Origin of the sequence: Pricia antarctica (assembly GCF_900101815.1) — a bacterium.
Taxonomy (GTDB): domain Bacteria; phylum Bacteroidota; class Bacteroidia; order Flavobacteriales; family Flavobacteriaceae; genus Pricia; species Pricia antarctica.
Genome location: NZ_FNAO01000008.1, coordinates 328,125 through 346,814 on the forward strand (window position 1 = coordinate 328,125; position 18,690 = coordinate 346,814).

Below are 18,690 nucleotides of genomic sequence, written 5' to 3' on the forward strand. Positions count from 1 at the left end.
ACCCTAAAAATCCCTTTGCTGTACGGAGTAGAAAGCCTCGTTGTCTTTGAGGAAATCTATTAAAACATCTGGCTCCACGTTTGTATAAAACCGATGCCGTCCCGGAATTTGGGAAGGGTTTATCAAATCATTTTTCGCTAAAACCGCTTTTGTCTGCTTCGCCACGGCCTCCCCGGAATCGATAATCTGAACGTTAGCCGGAAGCAGTTCTTTTAAAACGGGCACCAAATACGGGTAATGCGTACAGCCCAATACCAAGTAATCGATACCATCATCTAGCATGGGCCTGATATAGGTTTGTAGCAAATTCAGCATCTCTTTCGAGTCGGTTTTCCCCTGTTCAATTAGTGGTACAAGTCCTACTCCCTCCCGTTCCATAATCTTGATGCCTTTGGCGTGCATTTCAGCTGTGCTATGAAAAAGTTGGCTCGATAATGTGCCTTTGGTGGCCAAAATGCCCACCGTTTTCGATCTTGATTGCAAAGCTGCCGGTTTGATGGCCGGTTCAATCCCTATAAAGGGCACCCGATAATTTTCGCGTAGATAATTGATTGCATTGGTGGTGGCGGTATTGCAGGCCACCACAATAGTTTTGCAGCCTTCATCCAACAGATATTCGGTATTTTTAATGCTCAGCTGAAGTATTTCCCCTGCCGATTTTTCCCCGTAAGGTGCATTTTTACTGTCCGCCAAATATAGGGTATCCTCGTTCGGCATCAGTTTTTGGATTTCCTTCCAAATGGATGTGCCCCCGACGCCGGAATCAAAAATGCCTATAGGATCGTTGTTCATTTATGTGAGGGCTCTAAAACCTCGATAATAGGATTCCCCGTTTCACCGCTGGGAAATTCAATGCCCAGTAAGGCCGCGATGGTGGCGGCTATATCCGGAATTTCTGTACGCGCAACGGTACTGCCCTTTTGAATGCCCATGCCATAAAATAAAAGTGGAGTGTGGGTGTCGTAACTGTAGGGAGAACCATGGGTCGAACCGGTACTGCCATAGGATACATAATCTGGTTTTAGAACAACGATGACATCGCCCGATCGCTTCTGATGATATCCATTCTGTATCAAATGGGGAATTCCGTGGGTGTATTCGTTCTGCCACATTTGGTAGGCCGTATACACATGCTCGACACCATCATAGGTCAACACCTCATTGGCAATAGCCTCTTGAACCTCCTTAGCGGACATATCGAGATTCTTTACCACCTCTTGATCCAAGAAAAATTGATAGTTAGAAAAGACCTTGACCACGTCGGTCGTTCCGAAAGTGTATTTTAGAAATTCATCGAATTTCGGCTTGTTATCGTTCCATTTTACATTCCCTGCGGGAATTTTCGAGTCCTTCAGATACGCTGCATTATCCATCCCAGCGTGATCGGCGGTCAGAAAAACGGTGTATTCACCTTGGCCAACTTTTTTGTCCAGCGCCTTGAACAATCTAGCGAGGTCTTCATCCAATCTCATATAGACATCCTGTACCTCCTTTGAGTTTACCCCGTATTTATGCCCTACGTAATCGGTACTCGAAAAGCTGACGGCCAGAAAATCGGGAATATCATCGGCACCCAACTTTTCCCCATCCAATGCGGCAATAGCAAAATCGGCAGTCAAACTGTTCCCAAAGGGCGTCGCCTTTATCATATCGAATTGCCCGTTGGCATCCCATAATTTGGGCAGGTCATGGGGAAATTCCGAAGTGTTTTCTCCATCAAAGAGGCCTTCGTAGTTATTTTTATCGCTACCGCTTTCCAAATAGGAATCTATGGGCTTCAAAGTCGTCCAAGGTTTTTTATATTTTGACGCCGCCGAGACATTGAAGTCATCGACCCATTTCGGTAGCTTTGACATGTAGTAGGAGCTAGTAATGAACTTGCCTTCATTTTTACCCTGAAACCAGTATGCTGCGTTGGCGGTATGCCCGCCTGGCATCACAGCCCCCCTATCTTTCATGGCAACGGAGATGGTCTTGCCCCGCATTTGGGTGGCCAAACGCAATTGGTCGGTGATGGTAGTAACAGTATTCCGGTGCGGTGACATTTTACCGGCATCGGAATCCGTTCCGACCGATTCATAGCGGTCATCACCTGCGCAGTAAACATCTTCACCAGTGGTCTTGTCGTACCAATCATTGGCAATGACCCCGTGGGTTGCCGGGGTAGTACCTGTGTATACTGAAGTGTGTCCAGGCCCAGTGGTGGTTGGCGCATAATTATAGTGGTTGTTCTTGCAATTGAATCCTTTATCGACCAAACGTTTAAAACCATCATCGCCGAACCGGTGATAAAACCGGGTAATATAATCGTAGCGCATTTGGTCGACAATAATACCCACTACCAATTTAGGATTTGTCCTTAGATGGTCGTCGGCCGCTTTTGATTTTTGTTGCCCGAAACCTTGAGAAGTAGAAAAAACGATTGAAGCAACCGTTAAACAAAGGATAAGAACTCTTCTGGTCATAGTGGATTTGTTTTTGGAGATATAGTTTTCTGCAAGCAACAAATGTAAATAAATTCTTCCTTAAAAATAGGCTGGCAGTCGGTCAAATCGATTGCTTATTGCTATTTTTACGCCAAGAAACCTATCTACATGAGCTATCTAGCATCGATCGGCAGCTATGCCATTATGGTAAAGGAGGTATTTAAAAAACCGGTCAAATGGCGGATCATGAAATCGCTGATCTTAAAGGAAATCGATGAGCTTATGTTCGGCTCGCTGGGTATTATTATCTTTATTTCCTTTTTTATCGGGGCGGTGGTGACCATACAAACGGCCCTAAATTTGACCAACCCTATCATTCCCAAATATCTCATCGGTTTCACTACCCGTCAATCCCTCATCCTGGAATTTTCGCCGACCTTTGTTTCCATTATCATGGCCGGTAAAGTGGGTTCGTATATTACCTCTAGCATTGGCACCATGCGGGTCACGGAGCAAATCGATGCCCTTGAAGTCATGGGCGTAAATGCCCTTAATTATCTAGTTTTTCCAAAAATCGTTGCCATGTTGTTGTATCCATTTGCGATAGCGATTTCTATGTACGTGGGTATCTTGGGCGGTTGGATTGCCGGTGTTTTCGGCGGATTTCTCACCAGCGCCGAGTTTACCGAAGGTCTACAAATCGATTTTATTCCCTATCAGGTGTTCTACGCATTTGTCAAAACCTTGGTTTTTGCCTGGGTCTTGGCTACGGTGCCCTCTTATCACGGCTTTTACATGAAAGGCGGGGCCTTGGAAGTGGGCAAGGCCAGTACGACTGCCTTTGTTTGGACGAGCGTCGTCATCATCATCATGAACTATATACTCACTCAACTTTTACTGGGATAATGATCGAAGTAAACGACATACACAAATCTTTTGGTGATACGCAAGTATTAAAGGGTATCAGCACGACTTTCAAAAAAGGAAAGACCAATCTTATCATCGGGCAAAGTGGTTCGGGAAAGACCGTTTTTCTGAAATGCCTACTCGGACTTTTTAGCCCTGAACAAGGCAGTATTTCCTACGATGGCAGGGATTATTCCAATCTTTCAGGGGATGAGCGCCGCGACCTACGTCAAGAAATGGGTATGGTCTTTCAGGGAAGTGCACTGTTTGATTCTATGACCGTGGAAGGCAATGTAAGGTTTCCGTTGGATATGTTCACCAAAAAATCAAAATCGGAGAAACAGGATAGGGTCGATTTCGTACTGAAACGCGTCAACCTTACGGAAGCCTACGATAGGTTTCCCTCGGAAATATCCGGGGGTATGCAAAAGCGGGTCGCAATTGCAAGGGCCATAGTCATGAACCCAAAATACCTTTTTTGTGATGAGCCCAATTCGGGATTGGATCCTAAAACAGCCACCCTTATCGACAACCTGATCCAAGAAATCACCGAGGAATACGATATTACGACCGTCATCAATACCCACGATATGAATTCGGTCATGGAAATCGGGGAAAAAATTATTTTTCTAAAGGATGGTATAAAAGAATGGGAAGGCACGAAGCACGAAATCTTCAAGACCGATAACGAGGCCGTTACCAGTTTTGTGTACTCATCCGAACTCTTCGAAAAGGTTCGGCAAATGTATGTCGAGGAGCGGAATTAGAGGATGGGGAATCCCAAGTACTAAATTCCAAGCACTAAATTCCAAATGAAAGGTGAACTTCCTACCCTAGAAACTCCTAAGAAACTGTTGTATCGGAAGCTATTCCCGAAGTTGCACCGTACTATCCTTCAATCGAATCTTCAGCCACTGATGCAGCTTTTTGTTTTCAGCGGATATTCTCCCGGCTCCTAAGCCTTCAGCCCACTGGACCTGAAAAATGGATACTGTGTCCACTTTTTTAAAATCTGTAATGAGCGCATTAGCGTACTCCAATGAGACCAAATCCTCATAGTTTACTTTGGCTTCCGCACTTACATCACGGAACGGAATCTGTTTGGAAACGGACTTTTTTAGGCGTGTCAATTCCGTTTCCAAAAAAACAATTTTATCATCCTTGCCCATAATCTGGTTCTTTTGCGATTCGTAAAGCTCGTTTACATACCGCAATTGATCGATCTGTTCATTTTTAGAACCCTGAACAATATGTAACTTGGCGTCCCTCAATTTTGGAAATTCCTCATTTTTTTGTTTTTCCCAAGTAGCGATAATGTTATCGGGAATGACCTCATCTCCCATAAAAACAAGTTCTATGTACGAATCGACACCGTGGTTGTAGTGAATATCGGTGAAATTATTCATAAAACGGCCCCCTTCCGAAAATTGGTATGGTGCTACTTTTTGATTGATAAACTGCTGTGCCTGATTACTGAAACTCGACGCTTTAAGGGCTTTGAAAAACGTAATCCCTGCAGGTATCATGACCAGCACCGCTATAGCCGACGCGATTCGGGCCGTCGTTCTCCGTTTCTGTGAATTGGCATACCGAACCATTGGAAAACGCAACAGCTTAATAACCAGAAATGTGGCCAGGGCAATAAAAATCGTATTGATTGTGAACAGATACAGAGCTCCCCAGGCGTAATCCCAATTACCGATGGCAATACCAAAGCCTACCGTACACAGGGGCGGCATCAATGCCGTGGCGATAGCAACCCCGAAAATAACACTGGCAATCGTACCTTTTTTGGCCCGGGCGATGACCAGGGCCAAGCCGCCAAAAAAAGCGATAAGCACATCCCGAATATCCGGAGCGGTGCGGGCCAATAATTCCGAGGATTCGTCGCGGATGGGGAATACCACAAAAAACAAATAGGCGGTCAGCACGCTCAGCACGACCATAATGGCAAAGTTTTTCAGCGAGCGGCGCAAGGTATCGACATCATTGATGGCCAAGGACATGCCCAAGCCTAAAATCGGACCCATAAGCGGGGAAATCAACATCGCACCGATGACCACCGCCGTTGAATTGGCGTTGAGACCGATGGAAGCAATGAATATCGAGCATATCAAGATCCATGAGGTATGGCCCCTGAAAGGAATATCGGCTACAATGGCTTCTTTGGTGGCTTCTTGATCCGTATTGGGGCGAATATCCAGGAGTTCGTGTAGAAATACTTTGGTACTTTCCAGAAGTCCCTTAAAATCCTTCTTGACCTCTTCCTTGCTGCCGGTAGGATCTTCGGTCGGGGTGATATTATCCTGGTTCAGATTTTCGCTCATGTTTTAAACAGCTAATTTAAGTGTAACTATCCCCGAATGCCTCCTTTACCTTGTTCAGCACCTTTTTGATATCCTGCTCCTTTGATTTGGGATAGATCAAAAGCACGTCTTCATTATCAACGATGATATAATCCTTAAGGCCATCGATTACCACTATCTTATTCTTTGGGGAACGGATCATATTGCCTGACGCATCCTCCGAAATGACTTTGGCGTTTACTACGGCATGGTTACTTTCGTCCTTATCCAATTTATCGTACAACGAGCCCCAAGTGCCCAAATCGTTCCAATCAAAGGTAGCCGGAAGCACATAGATCGATTTCGAACGTTCCAAAATGGCGTAATCAATGGATACGTTTTCCGCCTTCGGATAATTCTCTTCAATAAACGTAGATTCTTTCGATGTATTGTAGGAAGAAACACCTGATTCAAACAAGGCGTATTGCGAAGGCTGATACTTCTTAAACGTATTGACGATAGTATTCACTCCCCATATAAAAATACCGGCATTCCATAAAAAATTACCTTGGGCCAAGAATTTCTTTGCCGTTTCATAATCCGGTTTTTCACGGAACTGTCGGACTTTCTTGAGTCCTGAACGTTTCGGGGCGCGATCTTTCTCGTATTCGATATACCCGAAACCCGTATTGGGAAACGAAGGTTTTATGCCCAATGTACAGAGTACCTCTTCGTTTTCACACTGTTCGAAACAGGTGGTAACGTCTTTGGCAAAGGCCTCTTCATCTTCGATCCAATGATCACTAGGCGCAACAATCATCACCGCGTTAGGGTTCATTTTCTGGATTTTCAATGCGGCGTACAGAATACAGGGCGCCGTATTGCGCATGGCCGGTTCTAACACCACCTGATCTTGCTGTACCTCGGGCAATTGTTCAAGTACCAAATCGTTGTAGCGTTCATTGGTCAAGATGAGAATGTTTTCGGTCGGAACGAATGTATTCAATCGCTTGAAAGTCTTCTGTATCAAAGTAACGCCCGTACCTAACATATCGTGAAACTGCTTGGGATAAGAGGATGTACTTACTGGCCAGAATCGAGATCCGACCCCTCCGGCCATTAAAACCGCGTAATAGTTATTTTTCATTTTCTTTATCATTAATTTATCACTTCCACCTCGGCATTGGGCTGAAAGAGGTACATTCTACCGGTCGCCACCTCAACACATTCGTAACGCTTGACCCGCCGGTTGCCCTTCTTAAAAATCTTACCATTATAAATACGGAAAACACTACCGCTCGGCACCTCAAAAACATAGGTAATATCATTTTCTCCTCGATCGAAAGCCTTCAAAGCTATAGATAGTTTAGCATCGGTGCTACTGCTGGCCTTCGGATTTCGGAAATGATTGGCCAAAAGTGGCAACAACTGTAAAGGGAATATTTCGGGCCGGATAAAAGGAACCATCATATATTGAAACGTCTGTTTCCACTCCCGTCCATGGGGCTTGATACGACGCCCAAATTTTTCAAAAGCGACCAGATGTGCGATTTCGTGCACCAAGGTAATCAGAAACCTATATTTGTTCAAGTTCGTGTTCACGGTAATCTGATGGGCTCCGCTGGGCATACGCCGATAATCGCCATGTCGGGTCACCCGTTCGTTGACGATCTTTAGGTGGACGTTGTTCTGTTTGATAAGGCCTGAACACGGGGCTACCGCTCTTTCTGGGAGGTATTTTAGTAGGATTTTGTCCATTTTAATTCTTCATCGGTATAACCACTGCTATTCTGGATTTTGAGGTTTCGAGCATGTTTAAAAACCCTACTTCCTGAAAACCAGTATTTTGAGAACCATGGCGTCAAATTAAATAGGTTCCGTAAACCGATAAGCAACCGATTTAATTTATAGCCAGAACCTCAAACTCCTCTTTGTCAGTTTGCATTGTTTTAAAAAATGCTCTTAGCTATGGAATTTGAAATGCCATAAAACAAAAATACCGTTTTTCGTATGTCAATAAAAGGTCATGACTTTAATAAGAGACTATTTCGTATCGTTACTGTTATGATGAAGAATTTATGGCAGACTTAAAACTAAGGTTGGCTTTATCAGATTGTTGGAAATAATCGGAGAAGCTATTGGGTCGATAAGTACAAATACCGTAAAGCGATTTCCAGATGTTGAATGGGCAATAATTAAAAGTTTCCGTAATGTTTTAGCACATGAATATTTTGGAATAGACTATCAAATAGTTTGGAAAACAGTCCAATCCAGAATACCCGAATTAAAAAAAAATGCAACATATTGTTCAATAAATATAAGTATTTCTTTACAGGGGCTAAATTAAGGCGTACTATTAGAAACCGGCAACAACTTCCCGTTGTAAAATCGCTGTCCGGTCAAGGCGAACTCCATAATATATTCGGCCATTTCAAAGGCTGAATTCCGCGCCGTATAACCGGGAAAGGCTTCTTCGAGCATTTCGGTCTGCACGGCACCCAGGGCCAAAACATTGAATGATGGGCCGGTTTCCTTAAATTCCTCCGCCCAAAGTTCGGTCAGGGTAATGACCGCCGCTTTGCTTGAACTATATGCTGAAAGTCCGGGGAATTTCATACTGCCCTGTACCCCGCCCATGGAGCTAATGGTCAGCACATGTCCGTTTTTGGTCATTTTCGGGAGAATTGCTTTGGTAACCGCGGCCACGCCGAAAACATTGACCTTATATACCTGCTCGAATTCTTGGGCAGAAGTATCTAAAAAGTGTTTGTTCAAAAGCTTCCCAGCATTGTTGATCAGGATGTCGACGGATTCCCAGTTTTCAGTTACAAAATCGTTCATCTTTTTCAAATCCTCCGATTGTGTGATATCAAATGGGAACGACGAAATATGCTTATGATTCAACTTGGATATCGGGGAATCATTTCGGGAGAGTGCCAAAACCTCGTGGCCATCATCCGCAAAAAGTTGTGCCAGTTCTAAGCCGATGCCCCTGCTGGTACCTGTAATTATAACGTTTGCCATTAAGTGTACTTAATTTATTTAAAGCCGCATTAACAATGCCCTCCATAATCCTAATGGCACCGACTTTTTTACGGTTTGTAAACGGAATCGTTTTTGGACCCTAGCTCAATTGGTAGTTCTCTCGTTCCATTACGAAACGGGTTCTTTTTGGAACCGACAATAGAATCGATTCCCTCTATATCACTGGGCTTTTTATAGAGTTTTTCAGGGATATAGTTAGCTCCTACCGGCTCTTTACGTTTCAAAATAACCGATTCTTCAAGTTTAGTTGATCCACAACCGTAGGCCATGACCGACAATACTATCAAGCAAAGGATTCTCTTTATCATTTTAGATTATTTGGATATTCATAAATTGTTTTGAACCATTTCGCAACAAAGTACTCATAAAAAAAGGCATCCCAAAATAAAATACTCCTGCCGTTCGGAAATTCCGGTTTTTGAGTCCTTCTTTTTCCCTTCGCCGACGTTAAAATTTTAAACTATAGCCCCAGCCATACTTGAAAATTTTGTCTTGGTAAAGAAAAAAGGGTTTTCCAAAATTCACGAATTTCTACTGGGCAGGCGTATTAAGGATGCTTTTTCAATTTTATATCAGTCGTCTTATGCCAGCATCGTAACCGGATTCTCCAAATACGTCTTTAAAGTCAATAGAAATTGGGACCCTGTAGCCCCATCGACCGTACGGTGGTCACAGGCCAAAGTGACCTTCATGATGTTTCCAACGACGATTTCCCCATTCTTGACAACGGGTTTTTCCACGATTGCCCCAACGGACAGGATAGCGGAATTAGGCGGATTTATTATCGAGGTGAACTCCGATATCCCGAACATCCCTAGATTAGATACCGTGAAGGTACTTCCTTCCATTTCGGTGGGAGTCAACTTTTTATTTCTTGCTTTACCCGCAAGTTCTTTTACGGAGCCTCCTATTTGGGTGAGCCCCATCTGATCGGCAAATTTAAGTACCGGCACCACTAACCCATCGGGTACGGCAACCGCAACCCCAATGTGAATGTGATGATGGTATAACATGGCATCATCGCTCCAAGACGTATTGACCTGAGGATGCTTTTTGAGTGCCATTGCGCATGCCTTGACCACCATATCGTTGAAGGATATTTTGGTTTCGGGCATATCATTGATCTGTTGCCGTGAAGTCATGGCATTATCCATATCTACCTCAATGGTCAAATAGTAATGGGGGGCGGTGAATTTAGATTTGCTCAAGGTGTTGGAAATGGCCTTGCGCATTTGCGAATTTTTGACCTCTTCGGTGCTCTCCTCGCCTACCGGCAAATTAATCGGGGCTGCGGATTGTGCGGGACTTGATTCTTGCTTAGTTGCCTTGGCCTGTTCTTGCGACTGCGATTTTGCTGACGGCTTGAAGTTCTCGATATCCTTTTTAACAATCCGGCCATTATCGCCGGATCCAGAAATATTCGTTAGATCAATACCTTTGTCCTCTGCCATTTTTTTGGCCAAGGGAGATACAAAGATGCGCTGGCCTTCATTGACCGCTTTTGAACCGGAATCGGATTTCTCAGATGATTCCGAATCTTGTTTTGAGGCTTCGGATGTCGACTCCTCCTTTTTATCCTTTGAAGTACTTTTCTTTTTACCGCTGGATGGCTTTGCATTCAATACCGCATCGACATCGGTACCTTCCGGACCGATTACCGCCAAAACGGCATCAACGGGGGAGGATTCCCCTTCCTGAATCCCGATATACAACAAGGTGCCGGAGTAAAAGGATTCAAATTCCATCGTGGCCTTGTCAGTTTCGATTTCGGCCAATATATCGCCTTCCTCAACTTTGTCACCGACCTTCTTCAACCAAGAGGCCACCGTACCTTCTTCCATGGTATCGCTGAGACGTGGCATTTTGACTATTTCTACGCCATCCGGAATTTCGGAAGTACCGCTATCCGAATCATCGTCCTCAGCACCGGAATCTTTAGTATCTTTTCCTTCGGGTGTTTTACTTTCGTTTTCCTTTGTATCGGTTTCTTCCTTTTCATCTTCATCCTCTGAAGAATCGTTATCCTCTGAAGAATCATCCGAAGACGCCTCCTTTTCATCATCGGAATCGCCATCACTACCGTTCAACAATCCCGAAATATCCTCTCCCTCTTCCCCTATAATGGCCAAAAGGGAATCGACCGGCGCACCATCGCCTTCTTCAATACCGATGTGCAATAAGGTACCCTCGTAAAAGGATTCAAATTCCATTGTAGCCTTGTCCGTTTCGATTTCCGCTAGAATATCGCCTTCCTCAACTTTGTCACCGACCTTTTTCAGCCATTTGGCCACGGTACCCTCTTCCATGGTATCGCTCAATCGGGGCATGTTTATCACTTCTGCCATCTATCTTATAATTTATGTTGTACAAACGGAAAATCTTCTTGCTCGTAGACCATGTCGTATAATTGTTCTACCGGCGGATAGTCGGATTCGTCGGCAAACTTTTCACACTCCGCGACCCGTTCCTTTACCTTCTTGTCTATGGCCTTTATCTCATCTTCGGTCGCATATTCGTTTTCCATAATCACATCGAGTACCTGCGTTATGGGATCTATCTTTTGATATTCCTTAACCTCATCTTTCGTGCGGTAATGCTGTGCATCGGACATGGAATGCCCTCTATAACGATAGGTCTTCATTTCCAGAAAAGTAGGGCCACCCCCACCTCGCGCGCGATCGATTGCTTTGCTAACTTCTTGCGCCACGGTTACGGCATCCATTCCGTCTACGGGGCCACAAGGCATTTCGTAGCCAAGGCCCAGTTTCCAAATTTCAGTGGAATGCGAGGTCCTAGCGACGGATGTCCCCATGGCATAGCCATTGTTTTCACAAATAAACACCACAGGCAGTTGCCAGAGCATGGCCAAGTTCAGGGCCTCGTGAAAAGCACCTTGACGTACGGCGCCATCGCCCATATAGCAAAGAGTAACATTGTCCCTACCCGCATATTTATCGCCAAAGGCCATACCTGCACCGAGGGGAATCTGCCCCCCCACGATACCGTGCCCTCCATGAAACCGGTGTTCCTTGGAAAAGATGTGCATAGATCCGCCCATACCTTTTGAGGTACCGGTGACCTTACCGTAAAGTTCAGCCATCACCCTCTTAGGGTCGACACCCATTCCTATAGGTTGTACGTGGTTTCTGTAGGCCGTTATCATACGGTCCTTAGTAAGATCCATGGCATGCAACGAACCGGCCAAAACAGCTTCCTGTCCATTATATAAATGTAGAAATCCCCTAACTTTTTGTTGAATGTACACTTGGGCCAGTTTATCTTCGAACTTCCTCCAGAAGTACATATCCTCGTACCATTTCAGATAGGTTTCCTTGGTAATTTTTTCCATTGAAATCGTTTCATAAAATTTTTAATCCCTTGAATCCATTTACGGAGCTATCGAAATGGGGCAAGAAGAACAAAAATACATATTAAATCATTAGTTGGAAAAAAAAAGGACGGGAGACCTTGAACGCTCGATCAAAAAATCTCTCATAAAAAGGAACTATCAAAACCCAAAGGCAATATATCGGCAATCGAATTACATTGCAGCACTTTACCGGTCTCGCCCATCAATAGTAGTCGAATGGGTTTTTGCTGCTTCGTCTCATACTCCAATATGGCCTGCCGACAGTTGCCACACGGGGCAGCGGGGGAATCGACTACATGATTTCTGGATGTTGCGGTAATGGCGACCGTTTTAATGGGTATGCCCGGATATAATGCCCCAGCCTGAAAAACCGCTACCCGCTCGGCACAGAGTCCCGATGGGTAGGAGGCATTTTCTTGATTGCTACCGATGATCGTTTTCCCATTTTCCATAAACACCGCCGCACCAACTTGAAAGTTGGAATAAGGGGCGTACGCATTCTTTCGCGCCGCAACGGCTTTTGACATCAGGGTTTGATCTTCTTTCGAAAGTTCCGCCAATCCGGCAAAAATGGTCAGTTCAAAACTTAGTTTTCGTTTTTGCATGGATGAGATTAGTGAAAAAAATAACAAAACCCGCACAAGGCAGGTTTGTTACTATACCTATATATGTATCAACTTAATCATTGATAAACTCCTCGCCCAAATTAAAGGTCAACGAGAACCGAAGCGAATTTTCGATCGGGTTGGTAATTTTCGAGGTAGAGAAAAGATACGACAAGTCAATTTGTGCGGACCTATACCTAAATCCTGCGCCGAGGGTAAAGAACTTCCGGAATCCCTTTACATCGCTTTCATTGAAATATCCCGTTCGGAACATAAAGGCTTCTTGATACACATATTCGGCACCTAGGGCCCAGGTCATTTCCTGCAACTCTTCGCTGAAACCGTCAGGAGCATCACCGAACGACTTAAATACACCGCTTAAAAAGCCGATGTTTTGGTACTCGTCGTTATCGGCGGCATTAAGCTGGCCATCCCCGTTAAAATCTTGGGGAGTTGGTACTAAAAGCTTATTGAATTCCGCTGTAAGGCCCAGTACATTATCCTGATCCAAAATAAAATCGAATCCAGCGCCGAACTTTAGGTTGGCAGGTATGAAGTTGTCCTGTCCGTTTTCGTCGTAGGAAATCTTGCCCCCAAGATTGGAGATATTGAAACCGGCCCTCCATCGACCGTCAAAATTGTTATAGCCAATTTCCCGGGAACGGTAATACCCGGCGACATCAACGGCGAAGGTACTGCCAGGCTTCGTATCAATGCTGGTCTCATTAGGGAACTTCAGGTTAGAACGAATGTAACGCCCTGCGACGGCCATGGAAAAAGTGGGACTCAATTTCAAGGAATACGAGCCGTCGAACGCCAGTTCGTTAGGTTTGGCTATCGTGGCCATATCTTGAAAAGTTTGTCTTAATTCTATCTCGCCCAAAGTGAAATAGCGCAAACTGATCGCAAAGGCACTTTGGTCGTCGATCTTGTTGAAATAGTTCGCGTTTAAAAGACCAATGTCGGAAACTACACTGCTCAAATAGGGCGTATAGCCGAGAGATATTCCCATTTTATGCTCGGCAAAAGCAAATTTTGCAGGATTCCACTGTTGCGAATAGGCATCGGTAGAAGTAGCTACACCCACATCTCCCATACCGGCGGCACGTGCGTCGGCGGTAATATTTAAAAACGGAACGGCCGTAGTTATGACGCGATCGCGTGCTTCGATCGGATTTTGTTGTGCAGAAAGTTGGCAAACACCGAAAAACAAAAGCAGTACTGATAATTTTTTCATTTTTAAACAGGTCTAGATTTAACGGGCAAATATGGGCAATCGCATCCAATTTATAAAATAAATTAGACGTATTACATGCAAAACGGGGTTTTTGGCAATATCTTATATTACGAACCCGTTATTTTTGGTATTGGCATTCCCGTTATCTGGAAAGGGTTCCGCAACAATACGAAGAATACTCGTAATTTCGCATAAGTAGATGAGCTATCAAAGCGTGGCACATACTGACAGCTTGTTCAAAAAGAAACAGTCAAGGCCATACTATAATCCTATTTATCCCGTTATTCCATTGAAGAACTGCCCTGCGTTTTCAATAGTTGCATCGGCATCGTTAAGATAAAATATTTTTTGGAAGATAAAATATTATGGAGGTTTCATCGTTTTATATGCCGAAAGTGATATTAAAATTAATCAAAATACAAATTCCGACGACCCATAGTAGTTAGTAGTCGAACCATTTGAACTCAAGTCCTAATTATGAAAAAACAGTTTATCAAAGTTGTACTTTCTTGTGCAGTTGTTGCAGGAGGTTTTACGGTTACCAGCTGTAAAAATTCCGGCAGCAAAGATGTATCGAGAGCCACAGGTTGGAAAATCAATTCCAAGGAGGGCGGTTTTCAATACAACACGGATTTCAAGGAACAGGAGACCGCTCCTGGTCTTGTTTTTATAGAGGGAGGTACGTTCACAAAAGGTAAAGTGCAAGATGATGTGATGCATGATTGGAACAATACGCCGACCTCGCAGCATGTACAGTCTTTTTATATGGACGAAACAGAGGTCACCAATGTGATGTATCTGGAATACCTCGATTACCTCAAAAGTGTTTACCCCCCTGAAAATCCAATGTATACCAATATTTATAAAGGGGCATTGCCCGATACTTTGGTTTGGCGAAACCGATTGGGGTTCAACGAAACGATGACCAACAATTATTTGCGACACCCTGCATACGCAGAATATCCTGTAGTGGGAGTCAATTGGGTACAGGCCACCCAATTTGCTGAATGGCGTACCGACCGTGTCAACGAGATAATGTTGGAAAGGGAAGGCTATTTGGCCAAAGATGCCAAATATCAGGCCGCCACCGGTGAGGTTGCCGGTACTTTCAGCACCGAGACCTATTTGAACCGCCCCGAATCGGTTTACAATGGCCAGATCGATTCTCTTCAAGGAAGTAAGAAAAAAGACAGTATCAATACCTATGCAAGTAGAAGCAGTGGCGTTATCATGCCCGAATACCGATTGCCTACCGAAACGGAGTGGGAATATGCCGCACAGGCCAATCAAGGTACTCGTGAGTACAATAATTATAGAGGCAGAAAAAAATATCCTTGGGATGGTGAGTACACCCGTAACGGCCAACGTGTAGGTCGAGGGGACCAACTGGCCAACTTCAAGCAAGGCAAAGGAGATTACGGTGGAATCGCGGGATGGTCAGACGACGGAGCGGATATCACAGCTGAGGTAATGTCTTACAAGCCGAACGATCTTGGTTTATATGACATGGCCGGTAACGTAGCCGAGTGGGTAGCCGATGTCTATCGACCCATCGTTGACGACGAAGTAAGTGATTTCAACTACTACCGTGGTAACATCTATATGAAGACGGCCATTGGCGAAGACGGGAAAGTGAACATACTTCGTGATTCGGTCATGTACGATACGCTTCCAAACGGTAAGATTGTTGCGGTGAACCTGCCGGGTGAGATTAAAATGGTGCCCGTTGGCGAAGAAGAGACCTTTTTACGAACGAATTTCTCTTCTAGCGACAACAGGGGCTATAGAGATGGTGATCCAAGCTCTTCAAGATTTTTCGATCAGTTCGCCGATGAGAATCAGACCTCGGACAGTGATAAAATGTACAACTCGCCCAAAAATAAGATCGAGGTCGATTCAGCGGGCAATCTAGTCCGTGAATATGACAAATCGAACAACAGGAGCACTTTGATCAACAACGAGGTAAGGGTCTACAAAGGGGGTTCGTGGAAGGACAGGGCCTACTGGCTCGACCCCGCACAACGACGTTACATGCCCCAGTATATGGCTACTGATTATATCGGATTCCGATGTGCCATGTCAAGGGTAGGGTCAAAATCCCAAACAAAGAACAAAACCCCTCGCGGTAAGAAAGTAAGATAATACGATTCACCAAATTTGATGAAGCCCTGACCTAGCGTCGGGGCTTTTTTTTTATCTTAGTAGTATGGAAATAGAGAAACTTCACCAACGCTTTTTAGCGCATCCCCGAGTATGTACCGATACCCGAAAAATTAGTAAAGACAGTATCTTTTTTGCACTAAAGGGGGATAATTTCAACGGAAACACCTATGCCGCGGAAGCTTTGCGCAAAGGGGCCGCGTTTGCCGTGGTCGATGAAGACGAGTATGCGATTTCCGATAACTATATCTTGGTAAACGATACCCTTGGCGCTTTACAGCAATTGGCCACCTTTCATAGAAATTTCAGGACCGCCAAAGTCATCGCCTTGACCGGCAGCAATGGCAAGACCACCACCAAAGAATTGATCAATGCCGTACTTTCAAAAAAGTACCGCACGATTGCAACCGTCGGCAACCTCAACAACCATATTGGGGTTCCGCTCACTTTGTTGACCATTACAAAAGACACTGAAATCGCAATTGTCGAAATGGGCGCCAACCACCAAAAGGAAATCGAATCTTTATGCAAAATCGCCCGGCCCGATTTCGGCTACATTACGAATTTTGGAAAGGCGCATCTCGAAGGTTTTGGCGGTGAAGAAGGCGTCATTAAAGGGAAAAGCGAGCTGTACGATTTTTTAATGGCGAACGATAAATCCATTTTTATGAATGCGGATGATTCTATTCAATTCCAGAAATTGGGTGACCACATCAAAAAGTTCGGATTTAGTGCGGAAAAAAAGGAATTCTATCGCATATCCTTCGCTAGCGCAAATCCTTTTGTCAAAATCAATGTGGAAGACCAAACGATAACCTCCCAATTGATCGGAAGCTATAATTTTACCAACTGTGCGGCAGCTATTGTAATGGGCAAATACTTTAATGTACCCCTTTCGGATATTAAAAAGGCCATCGAGGGATATGTTCCAAAAAACAACCGCTCGCAACTTTTGGAAAAAAACGGACATCGCATTATTTTGGATGCCTACAATGCCAATCCGACCAGTATGGTCGCCGCCCTTGAAAATTTCGACGGGGTGGACGCCGTTCCCAAAATCGCTTTTTTAGGGGATATGTTCGAGTTGGGCGCAACCGCGGCCATCGAACATCAGGCCATTGCAGATCTAGCCGCTTCAATGCATTTAAAAGACGTATTTTTAATCGGAGGGAATTTCAATCAAACGGATAGTGAACTAAAAAGCTTCGATACTTTCGAAGCCTTCTCGAAACATCTTACGGCAAATCCCATTGAGGAGCGTTCCACCGTTCTTATCAAAGGATCAAGAGGCATGGCCCTAGAACGGATTTTGGAATTGCTATAAAACTTTTTGGTGGGACATACTGGATTCGAACCAGTGACCTCTGCCCTGTCAAGGCAGCGCTCTAAACCAACTGAGCTAATGACCCTAAAATCGTTCGCCAAAGATAAAGCTAATTTTGAATTCCGAAAACTTAAATTAAAATACTGTATTTTTAATCCTGAAAAACACAGCGAAAGTTATGAAAACATACAATAAACGAAGGGATTTTATCATGAAATCGGCTTTGGCTACCGGTGCTGGAATTATTGCGCCGTCATTCACCTTTGGAACAACACATTCAAAAAATACAATGAAAGAGACCGTAGGCCATGGTGATTTTACATACACCGTAGATCAGGAATGGGGGGTGCAAGATCCCGCTAAGACCCCTGTTAACGACTGTCATGAAATGGTGCTCGACAGCAAAGGACGTATCTTAATGACCACTACCGGAGCTGACAACAACAATGTCATCATCTACGATAGGTCCGGAAAAGTGTTGGATTCCTGGGGCACCGAATTCCCCGGGGCCCACGGATTGTCAATTATGGGCGAGGGCAGCGACCAATTTCTTTTCATTACCGATCCCGAAACCCATCAAGTACATAAAACTACTTTAGACGGCAAAATTCTAATGACCCTTGGTCGCCCAAAAGAGGTCGAGGGCTACACCAGTGACGACCAGTTCAAGCCCACAGAGACCGCCATTATGCCCAACGGCGATTTCTACATCGCCGACGGCTATGGCGAAAATTATATCATGCACTATGATGCCAAAGGCAATTACATCCGCCATTTCGGGGGCAAAGGCGAAGGCGATGGAAAATTTAATTGCTGCCACGGTATTACCTTGGATACTAGGGATGCCAACAATCCGACACTCTTAATAACCTCCCGTGCCAGTCAAGAATTCAAAAGGTTTACTTTGGACGGGCAACATTTGGAGACCATCTCCTTACCCGGATGCTCCATTTGCCGTCCGGTCATCCATGACGGGCATATCTATTTTGCCGTAATCGTTACCAAGACCTGGGATAGCTACGACGGCATGCTCGCCGTTCTGGATGCCAACAACAGAATTATATCCCTTCCGGGAGGAAGTGCGCCCGATTACAGCACCGGAAAACTTTCAGAGCCTCTTTATGATGGTAAGACCTTCCGCAACCCACACGATGTATTAGTGGATGACGATGGCAATCTTTATGTACCGCAATGGGCTTCCGGAAAGACCTATCCCATTAAACTCAATAGGGTTTAATGCTAAAAAAAATGGCCCTAGTTTAAACTAGGGCCATTGCCTATAAACACTCCAAAATAATCAATCCTTAAAAATCCTTGGGACACATTATATGG

The 18,690-nt window shown here is 44.6% G+C and carries 17 protein-coding genes and 1 tRNA gene; 6 read left to right on the top strand and 12 right to left on the bottom strand.

What is annotated here, in order from left to right:
* Positions 1-3: 3 nt before the first annotated feature.
* Positions 4-792, bottom strand: a complete 789-nt coding sequence (gene murI / locus BLT07_RS16910) for a glutamate racemase (protein WP_091872129.1) — start codon at positions 790-792, stop codon at positions 4-6.
* Positions 789-2,465 carry an alkaline phosphatase PafA gene (pafA, locus tag BLT07_RS16915; RefSeq protein ID WP_091872132.1) on the bottom strand — a complete coding sequence of 559 codons (1,677 nt, stop codon included), beginning with the start codon at positions 2,463-2,465 and terminating at the stop codon, positions 789-791. Before pafA ends, murI begins: the two co-directional genes overlap by 4 nt.
* A gap of 129 nt (positions 2,466-2,594) precedes the next feature.
* On the opposite strand from pafA, the gene BLT07_RS16920 reads away from it, so the two are divergent.
* Both BLT07_RS16920 and BLT07_RS16925 read left to right on the top strand, forming a co-directional pair.
* Complete coding sequence (locus BLT07_RS16920) at positions 2,595-3,332, top strand: MlaE family ABC transporter permease (RefSeq protein WP_091872135.1); 738 nt, start codon at positions 2,595-2,597, stop codon at positions 3,330-3,332.
* Positions 3,332-4,099 carry an ABC transporter ATP-binding protein gene (locus BLT07_RS16925; RefSeq protein ID WP_091872138.1) on the top strand — a complete coding sequence of 256 codons (768 nt, stop codon included), beginning with the start codon at positions 3,332-3,334 and terminating at the stop codon, positions 4,097-4,099. Before BLT07_RS16920 ends, BLT07_RS16925 begins: the two co-directional genes overlap by 1 nt.
* A gap of 99 nt (positions 4,100-4,198) precedes the next feature.
* Here BLT07_RS16925 and BLT07_RS16930 read toward each other — a convergent pair whose 3' ends face one another.
* From BLT07_RS16930 to BLT07_RS16940, 3 genes are read right to left on the bottom strand one after another with little or no spacing between them, the layout of a single operon-like run.
* On the bottom strand, positions 4,199-5,659 hold the full coding sequence (locus BLT07_RS16930; RefSeq protein WP_091872142.1) for a DUF389 domain-containing protein: 1,461 nt from the start codon (positions 5,657-5,659) through the stop codon (positions 4,199-4,201).
* A gap of 16 nt (positions 5,660-5,675) precedes the next feature.
* The gene (locus BLT07_RS16935; protein WP_091872322.1) at positions 5,676-6,764 is read right to left on the bottom strand and encodes a mannose-1-phosphate guanylyltransferase; all 1,089 of its coding nucleotides are present in this window, start codon (positions 6,762-6,764) and stop codon (positions 5,676-5,678) included.
* A gap of 11 nt (positions 6,765-6,775) precedes the next feature.
* Positions 6,776-7,375: a SprT-like domain-containing protein gene (locus BLT07_RS16940; RefSeq protein WP_091872147.1), complete on the bottom strand. Its 600-nt coding sequence runs from the start codon at positions 7,373-7,375 to the stop codon at positions 6,776-6,778.
* Between the two features lie 316 nt (positions 7,376-7,691).
* Here BLT07_RS16940 and BLT07_RS21760 point away from each other — a divergent pair, with 316 nt between their 5' ends.
* Positions 7,692-7,964 (top strand): HepT-like ribonuclease domain-containing protein, encoded by a 273-nt coding sequence (locus BLT07_RS21760; RefSeq protein ID WP_091872150.1) that lies wholly within the window; start codon positions 7,692-7,694, stop codon positions 7,962-7,964.
* Here BLT07_RS21760 and BLT07_RS16950 read toward each other — a convergent pair.
* From BLT07_RS16950 to porV, 6 genes are all read right to left on the bottom strand, one after another.
* A complete protein-coding gene (locus BLT07_RS16950; RefSeq protein WP_091872154.1) occupies positions 7,961-8,641 on the bottom strand; it encodes an SDR family NAD(P)-dependent oxidoreductase in 681 nt (226 codons plus the stop codon). The two genes, BLT07_RS21760 and BLT07_RS16950, sit on opposite strands and share 4 nt — an antisense overlap.
* A gap of 68 nt (positions 8,642-8,709) precedes the next feature.
* Positions 8,710-8,970, bottom strand: a complete 261-nt coding sequence (locus tag BLT07_RS16955; RefSeq protein ID WP_091872157.1) for a hypothetical protein — start codon at positions 8,968-8,970, stop codon at positions 8,710-8,712.
* Positions 8,971-9,243: 273 nt separating this feature from the next.
* Positions 9,244-11,007 carry a pyruvate dehydrogenase complex dihydrolipoamide acetyltransferase gene (locus BLT07_RS16960; RefSeq protein ID WP_091872161.1) on the bottom strand — a complete coding sequence of 588 codons (1,764 nt, stop codon included), beginning with the start codon at positions 11,005-11,007 and terminating at the stop codon, positions 9,244-9,246.
* A 5-nt stretch (positions 11,008-11,012) separates the two neighbouring features.
* On the bottom strand, positions 11,013-12,011 hold the full coding sequence (gene pdhA, locus BLT07_RS16965; RefSeq protein WP_091872165.1) for a pyruvate dehydrogenase (acetyl-transferring) E1 component subunit alpha: 999 nt from the start codon (positions 12,009-12,011) through the stop codon (positions 11,013-11,015).
* Between the two features lie 143 nt (positions 12,012-12,154).
* On the bottom strand, positions 12,155-12,637 hold the full coding sequence (cdd, locus tag BLT07_RS16970) for a cytidine deaminase (RefSeq protein ID WP_091872170.1): 483 nt from the start codon (positions 12,635-12,637) through the stop codon (positions 12,155-12,157).
* A gap of 73 nt (positions 12,638-12,710) precedes the next feature.
* The gene (gene porV / locus BLT07_RS16975; RefSeq protein ID WP_091872174.1) at positions 12,711-13,874 is read right to left on the bottom strand and encodes a type IX secretion system outer membrane channel protein PorV; all 1,164 of its coding nucleotides are present in this window, start codon (positions 13,872-13,874) and stop codon (positions 12,711-12,713) included.
* 477 nt (positions 13,875-14,351) lie between these two features.
* Between porV and gldJ the strand changes: the two genes are divergently transcribed.
* Both gldJ and BLT07_RS16985 read left to right on the top strand, forming a co-directional pair.
* Positions 14,352-16,016 (top strand): gliding motility lipoprotein GldJ, encoded by a 1,665-nt coding sequence (gene gldJ / locus BLT07_RS16980; protein ID WP_091872177.1) that lies wholly within the window; start codon positions 14,352-14,354, stop codon positions 16,014-16,016.
* A gap of 64 nt (positions 16,017-16,080) precedes the next feature.
* Positions 16,081-17,358 (top strand): UDP-N-acetylmuramoyl-tripeptide--D-alanyl-D-alanine ligase, encoded by a 1,278-nt coding sequence (locus BLT07_RS16985; protein WP_091872181.1) that lies wholly within the window; start codon positions 16,081-16,083, stop codon positions 17,356-17,358.
* Between the two features lie 7 nt (positions 17,359-17,365).
* Here the strand turns inward: BLT07_RS16985 and BLT07_RS16990 are convergent.
* Positions 17,366-17,443, bottom strand: a tRNA-Val gene (locus tag BLT07_RS16990).
* A 93-nt stretch (positions 17,444-17,536) separates the two neighbouring features.
* Here BLT07_RS16990 and BLT07_RS16995 point away from each other — a divergent pair.
* A complete protein-coding gene (locus tag BLT07_RS16995) occupies positions 17,537-18,595 on the top strand; it encodes a 6-bladed beta-propeller (protein ID WP_091872184.1) in 1,059 nt (352 codons plus the stop codon).
* Positions 18,596-18,690 lie beyond the last annotated feature (95 nt).